This is a genomic window from Pilimelia anulata, from assembly GCF_014647895.1.
Classification (GTDB): Bacteria; Actinomycetota; Actinomycetes; order Mycobacteriales; family Micromonosporaceae; genus Pilimelia; species Pilimelia anulata.
Genome location: NZ_BMQB01000003.1, coordinates 484,012 through 504,492 on the forward strand (window position 1 = coordinate 484,012; position 20,481 = coordinate 504,492).

Consider the following 20,481-nt stretch of genomic DNA (forward strand, 5'->3'; position numbering starts at 1 on the left):
CTACACGGTCGGGCGCCCCGTCGACGGTTGTTCAGGTCGCCACGGGGGTGATCAGAGTTCCGCCGGCCCGGCGACCCCCGCGCGACGCCAGCCACGCGTACCGTCCTCAGATGCCGGGCAGGCCGACCCGGCCAGGGAACACAGGCGGGAGGTGCGATGGGTCAGCAGCCACGTCGCTTGACTCCATCGGCGTCCACGCTGCACTACTTCGGCGCCGAACTGCGCCGACTCCGCACCGCCGCGGGACTGTCCCAAGCCGAACTCGGCCTAAAGATCAGATATACCGCCGACACCGTTCGACGCTGCGAAACGGCTGAGCGAGTGCCGTCGGACCGATTCGTCACCGACTGCGACACCGTCCTCGGCGCCCGCGGCGCCCTCGCGGCGTTGTGGAAGACAGCCCGATTCCACGGAGTGCGGCGGCCAGCCGCAGGCGACCCCGGCTTCAACGCGCCTGCGCTGGACCGCCCGACGCTGGACTGGCTCCTTGGCAACCCGGGCCACCCACCCGCCCGACAGCCGACGCTGACCCCGGACGAGGCGGTCGTCGATCGCGCCGCCGGAGAGCTGCAGCGCCTCCGGGAAGCTGACCACCGGTACGGCGCCGGAGTAGTCCACGATCAGATCGACACACTCATCGCCGGCGAGGTCGCCACCCTACGATCCGCATCCGACGGGCCCGCGGCCACGTCGACCGGCAGGAGTCTGGTCGTCGGCGCGTACGAGCTGGCCGGCTATGCCGCGGTCGACGTCGGCGCCGTGGGAACCGCCCAGCGCCACTACCTGAACGGCCTGGTCGCCGCACAGGACGACCGCCGCTACGGCGCCTACCTCATCGGGGTCAGCCTCGCCCACCTCGCGCTGCACTGCGGTGACGCCTCCACCGCCCTACGGATGAGCCTCGCCGCATCTGCAGGAACGCACAGCTGCTCCACACCCGCGATACGGTCCGCGCTCGCCGCGGTCACGGCCCGCGCTCACGCCCGACTCGGCGACGAAGCCGCCAGCACGCATGCGCTCGCGGCGGCCGACCGGGAACTAGAGGCCATCCGCCCCGGGGACGAACCGGCGTGGATCGGTTACTTCGACGGCGCATACCTCGCCGATGAGCGGGCGCACTGCCTGGTCGACCTCGGCCAACACCGCGCCGCCCAGGTTGAGGTCCGTCAGGCCGTCGCCAGCCTCGCGCCGACCCGCCGCCGGCGCCTGGCAATCGACACCGCGCTGCTGGCGACCTCGCTGGCGGCCTCTGGCGACATCGAGGAGGCGTGCGCGGTCGGCCGTACCGCCGTGGATCACGCCGCTGCGATCGCCTCGCTCCGCAGCTCCCAACGGGTTCTGGCCGTTCTGGCTCGCCTGGCTAACCATGCCGACGTCGCAGCCGTGCGCGAGTTCAGGGAGTACGCGACCGAGCGCCTCGCACCCACCGCGGGAGCCGACGCCCTCCGGCTGGCCGGATAGACCCTCAACCCGCGGGCGAGTCGAGCCGGCGACGGTAGAAGGCGTGCTCGGCCTCCAGCGCGGTGACGAGCGCGGCCGGAGCCGTCAGGCCGTGGCCCGCGTCGAGCTCCACGAGCTGGTGCTCGCCGCTGCGCCCTCGCAGAGCTGCCGCCAGCGGCCGGACACCGTCGATCGGAGCGACCGCATCGCGGATCCCATGCAGCAGCAGCACCGGACGCGCGATCGCGTCCGCGGCCACGGGCTCGGCGCCGACGGCCAGAGCCCGCGCGTGCGCCCGCTGAAACCGCGGCACCGTCGTCGTCCACCGCTGCGGATCGGCGATCGCGCTCGACGCCACCGCGCCGGCGAACGGGGTGTCGTTGCGGCTCACACAGCGCAGGGCGGTGTAGCCGCCAGCGCTCGCACCGGCGATGAACGTCGCGTCGCCGCGCGCGTAGCCGGCCTCGATCAACCACCACGCGACGGCGGTGCAATCCTCGACGTCGTAACGGCCCCAGTGCCCGTAGAGGCTTTGCCGGAACGCCCGCCCGTAGCCGGTGCTGCCGCGGTAGTCCACGTCGACCACGGCGAAGCCGTGGCTCGTAAAGTACCGAATGTGGGCATCGACCCTGACCTGCATGTTGTAGGTCGGGCCGGGGTGTGCCCGGACGATCGTGGGCAACGGGGCGTCGCCTTGGCCTGCGCGGTAGATCGTCGCGCAGATGCCGTCTATGACGAGGGGCTCGCTGTGCACCGGGACAGACCCATCCGGTGTCTCGTCGACGGGCGTGCTTATCGGCGTTGTCGTGGCGTTGTCGAGGTTCACCAGCACGGCCGCTGGGCTGGTGACCGGCGTCGCGGCAATGATGCCCACCGCACCGTCGCCCACCGCGAGGTAGGGCTTGATCGAGCTGTACGGCAGCGGAACCACTTCCGTCCGGCCGGCAGTCGACACGACTTCCAGCTGCTGGCCCGCGCCGCGCTGGGTGATCACGACGATCCGGCCGTCGGGCAGCAGGTCGAACGTCCGGTAGCCGTGCTCCCAATGCGCCACGGCCTGCTCGCCGACGGTGTCTGTGACCCGGTCGACGTGATGCCCGTCCCACCGGTACAGGTTCCACCAGCCCGCCCGGTCGGACGCGAAGTACAGCGTGCCGTCCGGCGCCCACCGTGGCTGCGCCGCGGCCTCCTCCGGCAGTCCCGCAACGAGCTGCGCGTCGACGAGGTTGCCGTCCGGCCCGATCTGCCCGGCCCAGAGCCCGCACCGGTCCCAGGGCATGTGCTCGTCGTCCCATTGCAGCCACGCGATGCGCTGACCCAGCCTGGTCGGCGAAGACAGGTAGGCCGTGGCGCGCATCAGCTCGAAGGTGCGGCCGTCGGACCGGACTTGGATGAGGGCGTCGCAGCCGGTGTCCTCGCGCACCCCGAGAACAGCATTTCCATCGGCGACCAGATCGCCGATGACACCGGTGCCCATCTCGACCAGCTCGCGGTGCCCTCGCCGGTACAGGGCAGCCCTATCCGCGGTCGTGAACCACAGCGCCCCATCACCAGCGACCGCGTACGCGCCGCCACCGTACGAATGCAAATCGCTGGCAACCTCGACACCTGGAACCGACACCACCGCTGGTACACGGCCACGCTCCGCGCGCACCACGGCAGCTTCGCCGCCCAATCGGCCTCCGGCTTCCAGCCAACAGAAGCCGCCGCCGGCGTAGACGAGATGATCCAGAGCCGTCCGATCCGATGCGACCACACGGGCGTCCAAGGGCTGCGCAGGCTGAGACGTCACGCCGCTATCGCATCACGGCCGAGCCCGTCGCCGCACGCGCGCCACGGCGATCCAGGTTCCTGCCATGCGGACAACCCTCCTTGTCCGCATGGCGATGGTTCCACCGCTACCGCTCGTCGGGCTGAATGGGCGTACGGCCAGGCCACCACCCTGGGCCCGCCCTTCGCGGCGCTGTGACTTGAGAACTCCATTCAACAAACGTCAGCGTGGGCCGGCCACAGCCGGCCGGCCCACGCGGCGAAGAGATGTTCCCTGCTCCGGTCAAGGACGACCGAACGCGTGCGGTCGACCTCGCAGACTTGCGTCGCCCCCGCCCATAGGTAGTACAGATTGACGGTACCGTGATCGTGGAGTTGGGTCATATAGTGCCATTGTGGATATCACGTCGCTCTGGCACGAGCTTGAGGCCGTACTGACGCCCTTGCTCGCGGACTTCCGCTCCAAGGCATCCCTCCGCGTGGAGCGCAAGGCGGACACCACTCTGTTGTCGGAGGCTGACGAGGCGGTGCAGGAGAAGATCGTCGAGTGCGTTCGAGCGGTCGACAGGGAGGGCACCATTCTCGGCGAGGAGGGCATCCACGGTGCCGCCTCACTGCGAGGAGCCGGCCCGAGTGGCCGAATCTGGGTGATCGACCCGATTGATGGGACGGCCCAATTCGTGGTGCGCGACGGTCGGGAGTTCTGCAGCGTGGTCTGCCTGGTCGAGGATCGGCGGCCCGTCGCGGCATTCGTCCTGGCACCCGAGGTTGGGCCCTCTCGGACCTCGGTGTGCGTGCGTGTGACCGAGCCCGGCGAGGCGATCGAGATCAACGGGAAGAAGGTTGCAGGGCTGGCTTCCCCTGGGGGGCGGGGGCTGCTGTCGGTGACACGCAGTTCAGGGACGCAGGCGCGTGTCTACGAGCAGCCCCTTGTGGCGAAGGGCTACCGGCTGAAGACCCGGACCACGTCGCAGACCCTCGACATGGTGAGGACCTGCGTCGACCTGGCACCCTTCACGGACCCGGAGCTTGAGCCCTTCGGTCTGTTCTACCGGGAACAGCAGAAGGTCTGGGACGGGGTGGCGGGGATGTGCCTCGCGCACGCCGCAGGGGGTGTACGTCGGCGACGGCGCCGGGCGCGCACGCAGCGAGGTCGACATCGACCTCACTGCCCCAGATCCGGTGTTCGACAGCACGCTCGTCGCCTCCGAGCCCTCCGCAGCGCAGATTGTCGTGGAGGGTGTGCGATCCGCGCGCGTTGATCCCCCGGGGCGCTAGCGAGGGTCGACTGAACGCAGGCGGGCGACGAGGTGTTTCAGGTACGACGGCCACGTGCTGCTGCGCGGAATCCGATCGAGTAGGCGCCGGGCGAGTTCGGATTCGCCGAGGCTGGCCGCGATGCTGGCGGAACGGATAGCCAGGTGGGGGATTCCGTCGGGGAGTTCGGTGACGACGGTCGTCAGGTAGTACCTGGCTTGCTCGGTTTCGCTGTGGCGGATGGCTTGGTCGGCCATGGCGAGCAGCCACAGGACGGTGACGTCCGTGCGGAGATCCGTGACCTGGTCGGAGTAGACGTCGTCGAGGCGGTTCAAGTCCCGGCGCAGTCGCCGGGCGCCGGCGAGCGCGTCGGGGTGCGCGACCCGGCTGAGTAGGTGAACGACGCCGTCTGCCTCGGTCTTGCGCCGGTGAGCGTTGACAGCGGTGGTGCCGTCGCTGTCCTGGTCCGCGATGGCGAAGCTCGTGCGCATGGACGAGACCATGTCCTCGATCGCGCGGATCGCCGCGCGCACCCGATGGTCGTCGAGAGCCGCGGCAGGGGTATCCATGGGCTGTCCGGCCGCGGTCAGCTCGCGCGCCCGCCGTAGCAGGATTCCCTGCTGCAGATGGAGACGCACCTTCTCCATCCGGCGTACCTCCGTGGCTGGTAGGAGCTTCCTGCGAACGGTGAGGAGGTCACCCATCCTGGTCAACTCCGGGTGCCAATCTCCGCCCGGATTGTAGTGACTGGCCAACAGCAGCCGTTCCCTCCGGAACCGCAACTGGAACAGGACCGATCCGGCGGAGTCACTACGGAACGCCGGATGGTGCAGGTCGATGTCGAGGGCGCGGCGGTCGGAGTGCCGCCGTGCAACCGCGACGCTGACGAGCGCGAGTTCCCGGTGCTGGCGGTCGTCGAGCAGATCGGATGCGATCGCGGCGTATCGGGTGAGTGCGGCGAGAATCGGTTTGGCGTCGGCCGTCGCGATCATCTGCCACGCGTAGTCGATGCCCTCGGCGAGCAGGTCGGGATCGAAACTTCTCTCGGCAACGAGGCTCGATAGCGGTCCCTGCTGGGTTGCGATCGTGGCGGTCGATTCCACGAGACGGTGACCGACGGTTAGTGCTGTCTGTCGCGCGGCGTTCGGCGGGAGGTTCGCGTGGAGCGCGGCTCGTTGCAGGCAGAACAGGACCAATGGTAGGGCTCGTCGGGTGCGGGTGAACTTGCGGCCGTCCATGCCCCTCAACGGTGTTCCGTCAACGTCCTTGTCGGGCTCGGGATTGTTCGCGGGGGCGATGCGAGAGGCGATCATGGCCACCCCGACCAACGCCCGTAGGTCGCCCTTGGCCCTTGCCTCGGCGGCAGCGTCAGCCAGAGCGCGGTGGAGGGCGAGGTCTCGTTCTTGCGGATCAAGCCGCATGAGCCACCACACGGCAGGGTCGCGGGCCAATGACTCCAGATCGACTCGCTCACCGTCCCGCGGGAGCCCGGTGAGCTGGAGACCCAGACCAGGCGGGCCGGAGGCGGCGAGGTCTGCAGCGACCTCATCGGCCGCTTCACGGCGCCAATTGCTGAGGGTCGCCCTGCTGGCGGTCCGGTGCTCGGCGTCGATGGGGCGCAGGTAGTAGCAGGCGAGTTCGGCGAGCCGGACGCGCGCCTTGGCTGTCGACGTGCGGTGCAGCAGCCCGGCCACGCGATCGCTGAGGTCGTCGCGCACCCATCCGGCCAGGCGAACACGCGGCGCCCCGAAGGCGTCCAGGATGGCCAGCTCGCGCTGGTCGCGCGGCTCCAGCCAGCCGGCAAAGGCAGCGTCCACCGGTCCCGAGCCGCGGCGAACGACTTCCAGAAACGACAGGAACGCCTTCCCCACGGCCCGGAACCTAACAGAACTGAAAGACCAACGCCGCCACGCTTCGCCTCTGAGCCATGTCGGACGCACCATCTGCGTAGCAGACCGATGCTGAGCCGGTGGTGAATCGGGCCCCTCAGCCCAGATGCAACAACGCCGCGCCACCCTCCACTGTCCACTCCCTCGGCCCAGGATGTGTTGCACGTGACCAGAACCGATCCGTCACTCGAGAGATTTGGCTACCGGCAGGAACTCCGCCGGACCCTCACTACCCGCGACCTGCTGTTCTACGGGCTGATCTTCATGGTCCCGATCGCTCCGTTCGGGATCTTCGGCTCCGTCTTCTCGGCCTCGGCCGGGATGGTCGCCCTCGCATACCTGGTCGGCATGGTGGCGATGATGTTGACCGCCAATTCGTACGCGCAGATGGTGCGGGTGTACCCGATGGCGGGCAGCGTCTACAACTACGCCGGCCGCGGCATCGCCGCCCCGGTCGGGTTCCTGGCCGGCTGGGCCGTGCTGCTGGACTACCTGCTCGTCCCCTGCCTGCTGTACGTCGTCGCGGGGGTGGCGATGAACGCCGCCGTCCCCGCCGTGCCGACGCTGGTGTGGGTGGTCGGGTTCGTGCTGGTCAACACGCTGGTCAACAGCTTCGGGATCCGGCTGACCGCTCTGGTGACGAAGGTATTCCTGGTCGCCGAGCTGGCCGTGCTGGGCGTCTTCCTCGCCATCGGCGTGAACGCGTTGGCCGACGGGAAGGGCCGCGGCTTCGAGTGGAGCCCGCTGTTTGACCCGGCGGCGTTCGCCTGGCCGGTCATCTTCGCCGCCGTGTCGGTGGCCATGCTCAGCTTCCTGGGCTTCGACGGCATCTCGATGCTGGCCGAGGAAACCCGGGATGGCAGCCGCCAGGTCGGCCGGGCGATGGTCGCCGCGCTGCTGCTGGCGGGGACGCTGTTCGTCGTACAGGGCTGGGTCGCGGCCCTGCTGGCCCCGGACCCTGACGGCCTGATCGCCAACGGCGACCCGGCCGGGACGGCGTTCTACGACGCCGCGCGCGTCGCCGGCGGCGGCTGGCTGGCCACCACCACCGCGATCGCCACCGCCCTGGCGTGGGGCATCGCCAACTCCTTGGTCGCCCAGGCCGCCACGTCGCGGCTGCTGTATGCGATGGCGCGGGACCGGCAGCTGCCGGCGTTCCTGGCCCGGGTGTCGTTGAAGCGGGCGGTGCCGATCAACGCGATCCTCACCACCGCCGTCCTCTCGCTGGGCCTGGGGGTGTGGATGGCCGGCCGCGCCGACGGCATCACCCTGCTCAGTTCGCTGGTGAACTTCGGCGCAGTGATCGCCTTCATCACCCTGCACGCGTCGGTGATCTGGCACCACAGCCGCGCCGGCCGCCGCCCCAAGTTCGTCCGCCAACTGCTGCTCCCATTGGCTGGTGCGGCGGTGCTGATTGCGGTCGCGGTCAACGCGAACCTGCTCGCCCAGCAAGTCGGCTTGATCTGGCTCGGGGTTGGCGTGCTGGTCCTGGCCGGCATGTATGCGGCCGGCCGTCGTCCCCGTCTTCCCAACCATCTCCAGGAGGCGTAACCCGATGTCCGATGATCTGCTCGTCCTCGATGCCACCGCCGACCGGCTGGCCTACACCTTCGGCGGCGTGCCCCCGATCGCCAAGGTCCGGCCCGGCCAGGTGCTGCAGGTGCAGACGGAGGACTGCTTCGGCGGGATGGTCCTCAGCGTCGACGACCTGCCCTCGAAGGTGTGCCGGTTCCCCCAGCTCAATCCGGTCACCGGCCCTATCCACGTCGAGGGCGCCGAGCCCGGTGACACCCTCGCGGTGCACATCGTGTCGATCACCCCGCGCCGCGACTACGGGTTCTCGGCGACGTTCCCCGGCTTCGGGGCGCTCACCGGCACCCCGAGCACGGCCACGTTGCAGCCGTGGCTCGAGGAGCGGGTCTGGCGCTACGACATCGACAGGTCGACGCAGACCGTTCGGTTCACCGCCCGGCGCAGCGACCACGTGGTGGATCTGCCGTTGGAGCCGATGATCGGCACCATCGGGGTCGCCCCCGCCGCCGGCGAAGCGCGGCTGACGATCGTCCCGGACCGGCATGGTGGGAACCTCGACACCCCGCACGTGCGCGCTGGGAACACGCTCTACCTGCCGGTCAACGTCGAGGGTGCGTTGCTGGCGTTGGGTGATGGGCATGCGCGGCAGGGGGAGGGGGAGTGCTGCGGCGTAGCGGTCGAGACGGCGATGACCACGGTCCTGCTCGTGGACGTCATCAAGGGGGTGCCGACCGCGACGCCGCGGATCGAGTCCGACTCGGAGCTGTTCTCGGTTGGGGTGGCGCGGCCGTTGGAGGACGCCTACCGGGGCGGTTGCCACGACCTGGTCGGCTGGATCGGCGAGCTGACGGGCATGGACGCCCTCGACTCGTACCAGCTGCTGTCCCAGGCCGGTACCGCGCCGATCGGCAATGTCGTGGACGCGAACTACACGATCGCGGCCGGAATTGCGAAGCGGTACGTGCCCGGTGGCACCGCGTACGAGGGCGTGCACAGCCGTCTGGTCGAGTGCGGTCGGGAGTACCGGTGACCGCCGGGCGGGCGGTTGTCGGGGAGCGGGTGGTGGCGGTGCAGCGGATCCCGGCAGACGCCCGCGACCGCGGCGCCCAGACCCTGACGGTGCGCGATGAGGTGTTCCTGTTCGCTCACGACGAGGATCATCGGTTCAAGCTCCTGGTTAACCCGAGGTCTCTCGCCGTCGCCCTGGCCGGGGCGACGGTGGCCGACCTGCTGATCGCCGGGGTCGCCACCGTCGATCACGCCCGGGTTTTCGTACGGTCCTTTGCGCAGCCGCCGGCGGACCGGCTGCTGGCCGAGGCGATGGGCCGGCTGCGGGTCCACGGCGGCACCCTGCCGCTGCCGACCGCACTCGGCCTGCTCTCGCCTGGCCTGTATGAGCGGACCCAGGCGTACCTGGTGGTGGCCGGCCGGCTGAGGCCGGTCCACCGCCGACTGCTCGGCCCGCGGCACACGCTCGCCGACGCCGGACTCAACGTCCGCGTCCGCGCCCGGGCCCGGGACGCGGTCGACGGCCAGGACATCGTCAAGGGCCTGGCCCCGGATCCGGTCACCGACGGGCTGTGCGTGTTCGTGCACGCGCTCGGGCTGCACGACCGGATGTTCTTCTTCAACCAAGCCACCACCGAGGTCCGCGCCGCCGTCGCCGACGCGATCGACCGGCTCCCCGCCCGCTATGCCGGCGCGCCGTTAACGGGGCTGCCGATCATCGGCGCCGCCACCAAGGCGGCCATCGGAGACGCCGCCACCGCCGTCTACACCTAACCCCCAGCCGCGCGTGAGCGTGGCCTCCGACCCGATAGCAGCACCACCGGCTCCGCGCCGGCCCCGAGGTTCCCCGTCCGACGGGCCGGCGCGGCCATCTCGCCATGCCCGAAACCGCTCCGCGAAAGGCAGTTCCGTGCGCTTGACCGACCTGGCCACCGCCTACGGCGACGTCATCTCCACCGCCGCCCTGCGCACCGACCTGACCACCCTGGCCGGCCACGATCGCACCCAGGGCGGCCAGGGGCTGCTCGCCGCCGCCGAGCTCGTCGCCGCCCGTGCGGACCGCGCTGGGCTGGAGGTGCATGTGCGGCATTTCCTGCCCGGCGCCGCGGACTCCCGCTGGTGGAACTACACGCCCAGCACCGCCCCGAGCGTGCGGACGGCGACGTTGACGATCAACGGCGACGGGGCCCCGCTGATCGCTTACCCGGAGCAGCCCTGCACCGTGGCCCGCGGCTGCGCGGCCACCCCGCCGACCGGGCTGACCGGCCCGGTCGTGGACCTGGAGCGCAGCCCCGACCGGCGCATCAGCGGCGCGTTCTACCTCCTGCCCCCGACCGCCCGGCTGGCGCTCGACGGACGCCTGGAGCAGCTCGCCGACCAAGGAGCGGTCGGCGTTGCTGTCCGCACCGACCGCAGGTCCCATATCGACGCCTCCCTGGTCGAGCGGCTGGAGGTCGCCGACGGCACCCGGCTGCCGGTGTTCTCGGTGTCGCTGCAGCAGGCCGCCCGGCTCCAGCACGCCGCCGACGCCGGCGAATACCTGCACGTCTTCGTCGAGTGCGACCCGCCGGCGGCGATGCCGCTGGTCTACGCCCGCCGCAAGGTCCGCCGCCAGGGCCGCCCGCACGGGCTGCTGTCCGCGCACCTGTGCCACGCCGGCCCGGGCGCCGACGACAACGCCTCCGGGGCGGCGGCCCTGACCTCGATCGCCTACGCCGCCTACTCCATCTTCGGCGCCAACGCCGGCCCGGATCTCGGGTTCCTGTGGGCGCCGGAGACGATCGGGACGGCGGCGTTCCTGCACGACATCGCCGATGCCGGCGACGCGCGGCCCGACTTCGTCGTGTGCCTGGACTCCCTGGGCGGGGATCCCCACTTATGCGGCGGCACCCTCACCATTGAGGGATCCCCCGACCACCAGCCATCACCCCTTGCCGGCGCCCTGGAAGCCGCCGCACGGGCGGTCCAGCCGGACGCCCGCTCCTACGCCGGCACCGTGCGGCTGCCGACCTGGGCGCGCGGTGTCGTGCCGTTCGTCGGCGCCGGCGACCACGCCCTCTACGCCGATCCGGCCATCGGCATCCCCGCCGCGCGGCTCTGCCGCCAGCCGAACAGGTATCAGCACACCAGCGGAGATACACCGGCCACGATCTGCTACCCCGAGCTGCGACGCGGCGCTATCACCGCCGCCGCCGCGGTTACGGCGCTGTGTATCGGCGGGCCGGCGCTGACCGAGGTCACCGACGCCGCCACGGACCTCGCGTTGCGCCGCATCACCGCCCTGCTCGGCGACACCGGGCTACGCCAGCTCACCACCGCGGATCTGGTCGCTGCCGTTGACGCCGCGCATGGCGGCCTCGATGTCCTGAGCCGCTGGCACCCAAGCGGGCTGCTGGACGTGGAGGCGCGGCGCAAGGAGGTCGCCGAACACGCCCACCGCCTCGCCCCGGTGCTGCCCCCGCCGGTCACGAGCCTGCCGGTGGGGCGGGTGCCGCTACGCGGCTGGACTGGACCCTGGACCCTGCACGCCCTGGCCGAGGCGCTGAACACCGCCGGCCGTCGTCGGCTCGCGGGGCTGCTGGGTGACGGGCCGGCTGACTACGCCCGGCTGGTCGCCCTCGCGCACGCCGTCGATGACGCCAGCCCGGTGCCGGTGCTCGCTGCGCGCGCCGCCACCGCCACCGGCTTGCCGGTCGACGCGGGGCATGCGGAGGCGCTATTCGACGTGATCGCCGAAGCGGGCTGGCTCACCTGGAGCAGCGCGTGAACCGCGTCCGGCTGCGGCCGGGTGAAGGACGTTCGCCCACCCGAGGGGCGAGCGGAGGGGGTTGGGGAAAGCCCCGGCCGGCGGAGATGCAAGCTCCCGCCGGCCGGGTGCCCCCTGCGCGGTGCCGGCTGCGGTGGTCCGGGGGGTGGCTGTGGCCGGCCGGATGAGTGACCTGACCCCGGACGCGTCGCCGGCGCATCGCTTCGGCGCTGCCCTGCGCTCATGGCGCATCCGGCGCGAGCTGTCACAGCAGGGGTTGGCCGACATCGTCTTTCAGAGCGCGCAGACCGTCGCCAAGGTCGAGCGGGCGCAGCGCTGGCCGTCGCGGGAGCTGGCCGAGACCTGCGACAAGGTTCTCGCCGCTGGTGGGGAGCTGGAGGCGCTGTGGCCGCCGGTGCGGGCTCAGCAACTGGCCGCGGACGGTCGCCGGCGCGTGGCGGGTCGGGAGCATCGCACGACGGGCTCGGCGGCGTCGGACGGTGATCTGTACAAATAGCGACCCTCCTACTTGTACAGATTCACCTTCTGGTCCTACGGCGCGGACGGTGGGTCAATGAGTAGATAGCGGGAGGTACCCGCTGAAACCCAGCGATATCGCAGGAGGTATCGGCATGTCCTCGACGTATCCGCCGGTGACGGCGTATGAGACGACCGCGGCGGCGTCGCTGTCGATCGGCCACCGGACCTACTCGGGCACCGTCGCCCCGGACCGTCCGTTCCCGACCGGCAAGCCGGCCGCGACCGCTGACCGCCAGGTGTCGGCGGCGAAGTGATGGTCGTGGTGGGGCGGGCGCCAGCAGCCCGCCCCACCACCCGGGAAGGGAGGGTCAGGGTGTCGGTACTTCCAGAGGCTGTCACCGTCGCGCCGGATTTGCGGCTGCGGCATGAGCACTTCGGGGCGTTGGCGTGGCGGGGCCGGCCTCGGCGCATCTTCAACCTGCACCCCGCCGCCGTCGCTCTGGTGCTGCTGCACCACCGATCCCGACCCGCCGCCGCCCCGTCGCCGGCCGTGCACGTGCCCGGCCTGGACCCGATCACCGAGGCCGGCTGGGCGGAGATCGTCGCCAACCTGCTGCACCAGGACGTGCTCGTCGCCGCCGACGAGCGTCCGACTGCGGTCACCGCGGCAGACCTGGACGGCGCCGGCCGCACGATCGCTGAGCGCCGGCCGGCGCTGCCGGTGCTGAAGCCGATGTGGGTGCATCTGCAGCCGTTCACCTTGTGCAATCAGAAGTGCCTGCACTGCTACTGCTCCGGCGGCCCGAAAGCTGACCCGTTCCTGCTGCCGACCCGGACGTGGCGGGAGGTGATCGGTCGGCTCGACGACTACGGCGTCTTCGACGTCTACGTCACTGGCGGGGAAAGCCTGATGCTGGACGGGTTCTTCGACATCGCCGCCGAGATCCTGGGACGCGGGATGGGGTTCGGCGTGAGCACCAACGCCACCGTCCTACCCCCGCGCACCCTGACTAGGCTGCGGGAGCTGGGCGTCGGAACGGTGCAGGTGTCGCTGGACGGCGGCACCGCCGCCACGCACGAGCTGATCCGCGGCGCCCCCCGCTCGTTCGCGCGCACGTTGGCGGGGATCGAGCAGATCGCGCAGTTCGCCACTCCGGTGATCAACACGGTGGTCAACCGGATGAACCTCGCCGAGCTGGAGCAGATCGTCAAGGTCGGCGTGCAAGTGGGCTGTTCGCGGTTCAAGTTCTTCCCGCAGAAGCCCGTCGGCCGCTCCACGGTCGCGCACACCCTCGACGACGCGCAGATCATGGGCACGCTCGTGCCGGAGTGCGCCCGCCTCGCCGAACTGCACCAGGTGGAGATCGAGACGATCAACCCGGATGAGCCGTGCGGCAGCGGGACCGTCGGGTTCGCCGTGGACCAGCGCGCCGACATCTACCCGTGCATCTTCGGCGTGGAGAACCCGGCCATGCGGTGCGGGAACCTGCTGACCGACAACCTGGACGACGTGTGGTTTTCCTCGACCACGATGGCCGCCTTCCGGGGGGCGGTGAGCACCCCGTGCCGGCGCTGCGAGTGCTGACCCCAACCCGGCGGGCGCGGGTGCTGTTGTGGGCGCCGAGCCTGTACGACGGCGGGTTCAAGCAGCACCACATCGACGGCGAAGCCCTCGCCCTGTACGCCCACCTACGCGCCCGCGGCCACCACGTTCGCCTGCTCGACGCCTACAACCGCGCCGCCGACACCCCGCCGCTGGCCGACGTGCTCGCCGACGGTGGGTTCGACGTGCTGATCGTGCACCTGTGGACCTCCGACGCCTACGGGCCGCGGCTGGCCGAGATCGCCGACGAACTGGCCGCCGCCCGCTTCCGCCACGCCGTCGCGGTGCTCGGGTTCGGTCCGCTGGCCACCAGCGCCGCCCCGGAGCTGCGCGCCCACGGCGCCGTCGACCACGTCGTGGGCCTGCACCCCGACAGCCGCCCTGCGCGTGACCCGCTCGTCGCCGCGGTCGCCGCCGACGCCGCGGACGCGCTGCGCGGCCACACCCCGCTGCTCGACCTCACCGCCGACGACGTGGCCCGGCAGCCGGGGGCGGTGGTGTCGGTGTCGGCCAGCCGCGGCTGCCGCTCCCGCTGCGCCTTCTGCGCCTACAACGCCGACCTCGGCGCCGGCTGGACCGAACTCCCCATCGACGCCGCAGTCGCCGACATCGCCCACCTGCACCGGCTGACTGGCGCCACCCGCTTCTCCATGGCCGACGTCGACTTCGGCGGCACCCGCGACGCATGCATCCGCCGCGCCGCCCAACTCCGCGACGCCCTCCACCGACACGATCTGGCCGGCCGGGTGGGGTTGAGCATGAACATCCGCTCCGAGACCCTCACCGGCGACAGCATTCATCTGCTCGCCGAAGCCGGCGTCGACGTCCTGCTCATGGGCGTGGAGTCCCTCAACCCCGACACCCTGCACCGCCTGTACGGCAAGCGCCAGGACCTGGACCACCTGCGCCGCGTGGTCGCGGCGGCTGATGCCGCCGGCATCACCACCGTGGCCAGCTACATCCTCTGGCACCCCTGGCAAACCCTGCCCGCCCTGCGCGCCGAGCTGGCCGCCCTGGACGGGTTCGGCCGCCACCGCGTTCCGCAGTTCCTGGCCCGCTCCCGGCTGCTGGTCATCCCCGGCACGCTCGCCGAACGCCGCATCCGCGACGACGGCCTGCTCGACGCCGCGCCGTTCCACCGCAGCTTCCGGTTCGCCGACCCGGCCGTCGCGGACCTCGACGCCGAGCTGTCCGCCTGGTACGCCCACCACGTCCGGCCCGCCCTCGGCCAGCTGCACGAGTCCCGGCCCGGGGACATGACGCGGCTGGCCGAGCTGAAGCTCGCCGAGTGGCAGTGGTTCACCGACCTGCTCGACATCCCCACCCGCCAGAGCGCCGGAGCTGCCCGATGACCGCGTACACGCTCGCCCTGCACGCCGGCGCCAACTCGTCGGCCGCGATCGCCGTCGACGGGCGACTCGCGTACTGCGTGCAGGAGGAGCGCCTCACCCGGAACAAGGGGCACATCGGCTTCCCCCGCGAGGCGATCGCCGCAGCCCTGCGTCACGTCGGCATCGAGCCGGCGGCGGTCACCGGCGTCGCTTACGGCGCCCGCACCGGCCCGATCGCCCACTGCCCACGCGAGGAGTTCCTGCGTCGCCTCACCGACTTCCACCGCCGCCCGGGCGCGGCCCGCCACGAAGCCCAACTCCTGGCCGACGACTGCCCGGCCACCCGCCGGCAGGTCACCGACGCCCTCGCCGCCATGGGGATCAGTGCGCCGGTCAGGTTCTATGACCACCATCGCACCCACGCCGCCACCGCCTACTACGGGCTACGCGCCGACCCCGCCCGCCCCTACCTGGTGCTTACCTGCGACGGGTTCGGCGACGGCGCCTGCGCCACCATCACCGCCTGGCGCAACGGCCACGCTACCGAGGTCGCGCGCACGGACCTGCGCAACAGCCTCGGCCTGCTGTACTTCTGGACCACCCACGCCCACGGGTTCACCCCGCACGAGGACGAGTACAAGCTCATGGGCATGGCCCCCCACGCCGATCCCGGCCGGGCCGCCCGGGTCGCCGGCATCTACGGCGACTTCCTCAAGCTCTCCGCCGACGGGCTCGCCTTCCGCCGCACCACCACCGCGTCGGTCGAGCGCAGCTGGCCGCGGATCGCCGCCCGGCTGCAGGGCCGCCGCTTCGACGACGTCTTCGCCGGGCTGCAACTGTTCACCGAGAACCTCCTCGCCGACTGGACGGCCGCCGCCGTCGCGCACACCGGCATCCGCGACGTCCTCGCCGCCGGTGGGGTGTTCATGAACGTCAAGGCCAACCAGCGCCTCGCCGCCCTACCCGGCGTCGACAGCTTCACCGCGTTCCCGTCCTGCGGTGACGAGAGCCTCCCGCTGGGCGCCCTCTACCAGCACACCGCCGACGAGTACGGGCACGCCGACGTCGCGCCGCTGGCCGACTGCTACCTCGGCGACGACATCACCGAAGCCGACGCCGTCGCCGCCCTGGCCGACCGGCCCGGCTACCACGTCGAACGCCCCACCGACCACGCCGCCGTGGTAGCGGCGCTACTCGCCCAAGGGGAGATCGTCGGCCGGGCGGCGGGGCGGATGGAGTTCGGCGCCCGCGCCCTCGGAAACCGGTCCATCCTCGCCGACCCCGCCAACCCCGACCTGCCCCGTGTGCTGAACCGGCTGGTCAAGCAGCGCGACTTCTGGATGCCGTTCGCCCCCGCCGTGCTCGCCAGCCGCCAGCACGACTACCTGCACAACCCGAAGAAGCTGCCCAGCCCGCACATGATGCTGGCCATGCCCGCCCGCGCCGACGCGCTGCCGGAGATGATCGCCGCCGTCCACCCGGCGGACCTGACCTGCCGGCCGCAGATCGTCGACGACCACACCGACAACGGCCTCGCCGCCGTCCTGACCGCCTACGAGCAGGCGACCGGGCGGGGGATCCTGCTCAACACCTCACTGAACCTGCACGGCCAGCCCATCGCCCGCACCGCCGCCGACGCTCTCGCGGTCCTCGACGGCTCCGACCTGCAACACCTGCAGCTCGGCCCGCTGCTGGTCAGCAAGGCCCCGCTGATCGGGGGGCGGCGGTGAGTTCAGCCGCGGATTTGAATGCCCAGCGCCCCGGCCAGCGTGTAGGACAGTGCGATCAGGTCGTGGCTGTCGATCACCGCGCCGGCGAAGTTGGTGATCCCGTCGATGTCCGCCAGCGTGCAGCGGGAGAACTCCGCGCCCTTCAGCTGCGCCTCGGGGAACCGGGCACCGGTCAGGTCGCAGCCGACGAACCGGGCCCCGCCGAGCTTGGCGCCGGTGAAGTCGGCGCCGGTCAGGACGCAGTCCTCGAACAGCACAGCGGAGAACGACGAGAACCGGAACGACGCCAGGTCCACCCGGCACTCGGCGATCGTGACGTCGCGCAGGCCGCCGTCGACCCAGTGCAGGCCGGTCAGGCGCAGCCCGGAGAGCCGGCAGCGCAGCAGCGTCGACTTCGTGGCCTTCAGGTTCGCCCAGTTGGCCTGCTCAGCAACGCATTCGGAGAACTGCGACCGGTCCAGCACCGTCTCCGCCAGATTCGTGCGGGCCAGCCGGCATTCCTCGAACTGCACCCCGCCGGCGCGGCGGCCGGTCAGGTCCAGGCCGTCGAACTCGACCCGGTCGAAGGACACCTCGTGGTCCAGGTCGTGGTCCGGCAGCACTGCGCGGGTCAGGGCGGCGGGGACGGTGGGCGGCTGCGGGGGCTGCCAGCGCGTGACACCGCGCCGCGGGGAACGCACGACCATGGCCCCACCGTAGCCAGACGCCCCGACATGCCAAGCCGCCGCGCGCGGCGCCATCTGTACAACTACCCCACCCTTCTGCCGACAGCCGTCCGCCGGTCGCGCCGAGGCGGCGGGAGGTGATCGTCGTGCAGCTCGACGCCGCGCTCACCCGCGCCGCCGCCACCCTGGCTATCCACCGACCCGACCCGTGCGGCTGGTGCGCCGGCTGCCTGGACGACGCTGCCCGCCTGGCCGCCGCACCGTGTCCCGCGGCCCGCCGCGCTGCTGCTGTCCTCGCCGTCCCCGGACGGCACACCGCCGCCGCCCCGACCGCCGCGACCCGGGCGGGCGACGGCGCTGACTCGAGCGCATCCGCTCCCGGCCGACGACGGTTGGCCACCCGGAGCACGCCTCCCGCCCACCTGCGCCTTCTCCCCACGACCACCAGCCCGGGAGGCCACCGATGACCGAGCCCACGATCGACGAACTGCACGCCGCCCTGGTCGATGAACTGCGCCGCATCGGCGCGGTCCGCTCCGAGCCGGTGGCCGCGGCGTTCGTGGCCGTGCCCCGGCACTTGTTCGTCCCCGACACCACACCTGCCCGCGCGTACGCCGACGATGTCGTGCGCACCAAGACCGACAGCGACGGTAGGACGGTGTCGTCGGTGTCGCAGCCCAGCATCGTGGCGATGATGCTCGAACAAGCCGACCTCCAGCCGGGGATGCGGGTGCTGGAGATCGGCTCCGGCGGCTACAACGCCGCCCTGATCGCCGAACTCGTTGGCGAGGACGGGGAGGTGACCAGCGTCGACATCGACCCCGAGGTCACCGAACGGGCCCGTGCCTGCCTGGCCGCCGCCGGCTACAGCCGCGTCAACGTCCAATGCGTCGACGGCGCACACGGGGCGGCGGCGTTCGCGCCGTTCGACCGGATCATCGTCACCGTCGAAGCCGCCGACATCCCCCCGGCGTGGATCGACACCAGCTCACCCCCGACGGGCGGCTGGTCGCCCCGATCCGGCTGGCCGGCCTGACCCGGTCCGTCGCGTTCGACCGGCGAGGACGGCTGTTGACCAGCAGGTCGGTGCAGGTATGCGGGTTCGTGCCCATGCAGGGCGCCGCCGCCACCCCCGAACACCACCTTCCCCTCCACCAGCACGTCAGCCTGCGCATCGACGGCCCTGCCCCGGGCCCCGGGCTGCTGGAAGGCGTGCTGGAGCAGCCGGCGGTGCGGGTGTGGACCGGCGTCGCGGTGCGGCGGATGGAGTCGTTCGACGGGCTGGAGCTGAGGCTGGCCACCACCGTGCCCGGCTTCGCCACCCTGACCGCCGAACCCGCCGCCGTCGAAGCCGGCCTCGTCGCGCCGGCGCTACCCGACCGGGCCGCCGCCGTGGTAGCCGAGTCCACGCTCGCCTACCTGACGCTGCGCCCCACCTACCCCGACGAGCTGGGCCGCGACCGCTTCGAGTTCGGGGTCATCGCTCACGGCCCCGACGCCACCACCCTCGCCGACACCATCGACGAGCAGGTCTGTACCTGGGACGCCAACCGCGCCGGGCCCGCACCCACCATCACCGCCCACCCCGCCGACACCCCCGACGAGCTTCTCCCGACCTGCGGGCTGGTCTTCGACCGGAACCACACCCGGTTGACCGTTGCCTGGCCGACCCGCCAGCCGTAACCGCGCAAGCGGACCTTGAGCCCAGTCGCTCAACCCGGTTGAGCCGAGAGCCCGAACCCGAGCCGTCCCACAAAGCGGCCCTGATGAACAGGAGTGCAATCCCAGTGAGCGTCGACACCATGCCGAGCGAGGAACTGCATACCGCGATGGTCGACCAGCTCGTCTCCGATCACGGAGACAAGGGGCTAACGATGCGGCCCGAGGTGGAGGCCGCGTTGCGCGCCGTCCCCCGCCACCTGTTCACCCCGGACGCCCCGCTGACCGTGGCGTACCGCGCCGATGAGGCGGTGGTCACCAAGCGGCGCGGCGACGAGGCGCTCAGCTCGGTGTCGGCGCCGTGGCTAATCGCGGAGATGCTCGGTCAAGCCGCCGACGCGGTCGACGGTGGACTGTGCGGCAGGCACGTGCTGGAGATCGGCTCCGGCGGCTACAACGCGGCCCTGCTGTCCGAGTTGGTCGGGCCGGCGGGATCGGTGACGACGGTGGACATTGACAGCGACGTCACTGACCGCGCCACGGCCTGCCTGGCCGCGGCTGGCTACGACGACGTGCGCGTGGTGTGCGCCGACGCCGAGCAGCCGATCGCGGACGGCCGCCTCTACGACCTGATCATCGTGACGGTCGGGGCGTGGGACGTCTCTCCGGCGTGGACCGCACAGCTCGCCGAGAACGGCACGCTGGTGGTGCCGCTGCGCACCTTCGGGATGACCCGCTCGTGGGCGCTGCGCCGCACCGGTGACCGGCTGACCAGCCAGAGTCAGCGGCTGTGCGGGTTCGTGTCCATGCAGGGCGCCGGCGCCCACGAGATGCGCTTCGTCGACATCGCCCAGGGCGTGCATCTGCGGCTGGACGAGCTCGGCCAGCAGATCGACACCGAGGCCGTCGGCGCGTTGCTGGCGCAGCCGCCGGTGCAGGAGTGGGCGGGGGCGAGCCTGCCGGCGCGCACGGTCCTGGCCGACCTGGACATGTGGCTGGCCGCCCGCACCACCGATGACGGGCAGCAGTTCGTGGTGCTCACTGCGCAGCAGGAGGCGATCGACGCCGGCCGCGTCGCCCCGGCGTGGCGGTTCGGCACGCCCGCTGCCCTGGCAGAGGGCACCTTCTGCTACCGGTCGGACCTGAGCTGGAGCGGTGACCTGTTCGACGTGGGCGCCCGCGCGCACGGGCCTGCCGCTGGCGCGGCGGCCGGGCGAATGGTGGAGCAGATGCGGGCGTGGCTGGAGGCCGGAACGCCCTCGCCGGTGCTGCATGTCGCGCCCGTTGGTACTCCCGACGGCGATCTGCCGGCCGGGACGGTGCTGGACAAGCGGCACGGCCGCATTGTCCTCGCCTTCAACCCTTCATAG

17 protein-coding genes are annotated in these 20,481 nt (G+C 71.6%); 14 read left to right on the forward strand and 3 right to left on the reverse strand.

Features of this window, described 5'->3' with window-relative positions; all coding sequences use genetic code 11:
* Window positions 1–156 precede the first annotated feature (156 nt).
* Window positions 157–1,461, forward strand: a complete 1,305-nt coding sequence (locus IEY94_RS09905; RefSeq protein WP_189169772.1) for a helix-turn-helix domain-containing protein — start codon at window positions 157–159, stop codon at window positions 1,459–1,461.
* A gap of 4 nt (window positions 1,462–1,465) precedes the next feature.
* On the opposite strand, the gene IEY94_RS09910 is transcribed toward IEY94_RS09905, so the two are convergent.
* Window positions 1,466–3,232, reverse strand: coding sequence for a S9 family peptidase (locus IEY94_RS09910; RefSeq protein WP_189169773.1), 1,767 nt, complete (start codon window positions 3,230–3,232; stop codon window positions 1,466–1,468).
* 373 nt (window positions 3,233–3,605) lie between these two features.
* On the opposite strand from IEY94_RS09910, the gene IEY94_RS09915 reads away from it, so the two are divergent.
* Window positions 3,606–4,472 (forward strand): inositol monophosphatase family protein, encoded by an 867-nt coding sequence (locus IEY94_RS09915; protein ID WP_189169774.1) that lies wholly within the window; start codon window positions 3,606–3,608, stop codon window positions 4,470–4,472.
* Between the two features lie 12 nt (window positions 4,473–4,484).
* Here the strand turns inward: IEY94_RS09915 and IEY94_RS09920 are convergent, their stop codons facing one another.
* Entirely contained in the window at window positions 4,485–6,338 is a 1,854-nt protein-coding gene (locus IEY94_RS09920) for a hypothetical protein (RefSeq protein ID WP_189169775.1), read from the reverse strand.
* Window positions 6,339–6,521: 183 nt separating this feature from the next.
* On the opposite strand from IEY94_RS09920, the gene IEY94_RS09925 reads away from it, so the two are divergent.
* The 9 genes from IEY94_RS09925 (at window position 6,522) to IEY94_RS09965 (ending at window position 16,787) form a co-directional block, all read left to right on the forward strand.
* Window positions 6,522–7,907: an APC family permease gene (locus tag IEY94_RS09925; protein ID WP_229783477.1), complete on the forward strand. Its 1,386-nt coding sequence runs from the start codon at window positions 6,522–6,524 to the stop codon at window positions 7,905–7,907.
* A 4-nt stretch (window positions 7,908–7,911) separates the two neighbouring features.
* Complete coding sequence (locus IEY94_RS09930; RefSeq protein ID WP_189169776.1) at window positions 7,912–8,919, forward strand: acetamidase/formamidase family protein; 1,008 nt, start codon at window positions 7,912–7,914, stop codon at window positions 8,917–8,919.
* Window positions 8,916–9,671 carry a GOLPH3/VPS74 family protein gene (locus IEY94_RS09935; RefSeq protein WP_189169777.1) on the forward strand — a complete coding sequence of 252 codons (756 nt, stop codon included), beginning with the start codon at window positions 8,916–8,918 and terminating at the stop codon, window positions 9,669–9,671. Before IEY94_RS09930 ends, IEY94_RS09935 begins: the two co-directional genes overlap by 4 nt.
* A gap of 136 nt (window positions 9,672–9,807) precedes the next feature.
* Window positions 9,808–11,664 (forward strand): zinc-binding metallopeptidase family protein, encoded by a 1,857-nt coding sequence (locus IEY94_RS09940; RefSeq protein WP_189169778.1) that lies wholly within the window; start codon window positions 9,808–9,810, stop codon window positions 11,662–11,664.
* A gap of 163 nt (window positions 11,665–11,827) precedes the next feature.
* Complete coding sequence (locus tag IEY94_RS09945) at window positions 11,828–12,160, forward strand: helix-turn-helix transcriptional regulator (protein WP_189169779.1); 333 nt, start codon at window positions 11,828–11,830, stop codon at window positions 12,158–12,160.
* Between the two features lie 115 nt (window positions 12,161–12,275).
* The gene (locus IEY94_RS09950; protein ID WP_189169780.1) at window positions 12,276–12,437 is read left to right on the forward strand and encodes a hypothetical protein; all 162 of its coding nucleotides are present in this window, start codon (window positions 12,276–12,278) and stop codon (window positions 12,435–12,437) included.
* Window positions 12,438–12,496: 59 nt separating this feature from the next.
* Window positions 12,497–13,708, forward strand: a complete 1,212-nt coding sequence (locus IEY94_RS09955) for a radical SAM/SPASM domain-containing protein (RefSeq protein ID WP_189169781.1) — start codon at window positions 12,497–12,499, stop codon at window positions 13,706–13,708.
* Window positions 13,687–15,078 (forward strand): B12-binding domain-containing radical SAM protein, encoded by a 1,392-nt coding sequence (locus IEY94_RS09960; protein WP_189169782.1) that lies wholly within the window; start codon window positions 13,687–13,689, stop codon window positions 15,076–15,078. The genes IEY94_RS09955 and IEY94_RS09960 overlap by 22 nt, the downstream gene beginning before the upstream one ends.
* The gene (locus IEY94_RS09965) at window positions 15,075–16,787 is read left to right on the forward strand and encodes a carbamoyltransferase C-terminal domain-containing protein (RefSeq protein ID WP_189169783.1); all 1,713 of its coding nucleotides are present in this window, start codon (window positions 15,075–15,077) and stop codon (window positions 16,785–16,787) included. The genes IEY94_RS09960 and IEY94_RS09965 overlap by 4 nt, the downstream gene beginning before the upstream one ends.
* A gap of 2 nt (window positions 16,788–16,789) precedes the next feature.
* Here IEY94_RS09965 and IEY94_RS09970 read toward each other — a convergent pair whose 3' ends face one another.
* Window positions 16,790–17,473, reverse strand: a complete 684-nt coding sequence (locus IEY94_RS09970) for a pentapeptide repeat-containing protein (RefSeq protein WP_189169784.1) — start codon at window positions 17,471–17,473, stop codon at window positions 16,790–16,792.
* Window positions 17,474–17,915: 442 nt separating this feature from the next.
* On the opposite strand from IEY94_RS09970, the gene IEY94_RS23440 reads away from it, so the two are divergent.
* The 3 genes from IEY94_RS23440 (at window position 17,916) to fxlM (ending at window position 20,481) form a co-directional block, all read left to right on the forward strand.
* Window positions 17,916–18,488 carry a methyltransferase domain-containing protein gene (locus tag IEY94_RS23440; protein WP_229783478.1) on the forward strand — a complete coding sequence of 191 codons (573 nt, stop codon included), beginning with the start codon at window positions 17,916–17,918 and terminating at the stop codon, window positions 18,486–18,488.
* Window positions 18,425–19,135, forward strand: a complete 711-nt coding sequence (locus tag IEY94_RS23445; protein WP_229783479.1) for a class I SAM-dependent methyltransferase — start codon at window positions 18,425–18,427, stop codon at window positions 19,133–19,135. The genes IEY94_RS23440 and IEY94_RS23445 overlap by 64 nt, the downstream gene beginning before the upstream one ends.
* 104 nt (window positions 19,136–19,239) lie before the next feature.
* The gene (fxlM, locus tag IEY94_RS09980; RefSeq protein ID WP_229783480.1) at window positions 19,240–20,481 is read left to right on the forward strand and encodes a methyltransferase, FxLD system; all 1,242 of its coding nucleotides are present in this window, start codon (window positions 19,240–19,242) and stop codon (window positions 20,479–20,481) included.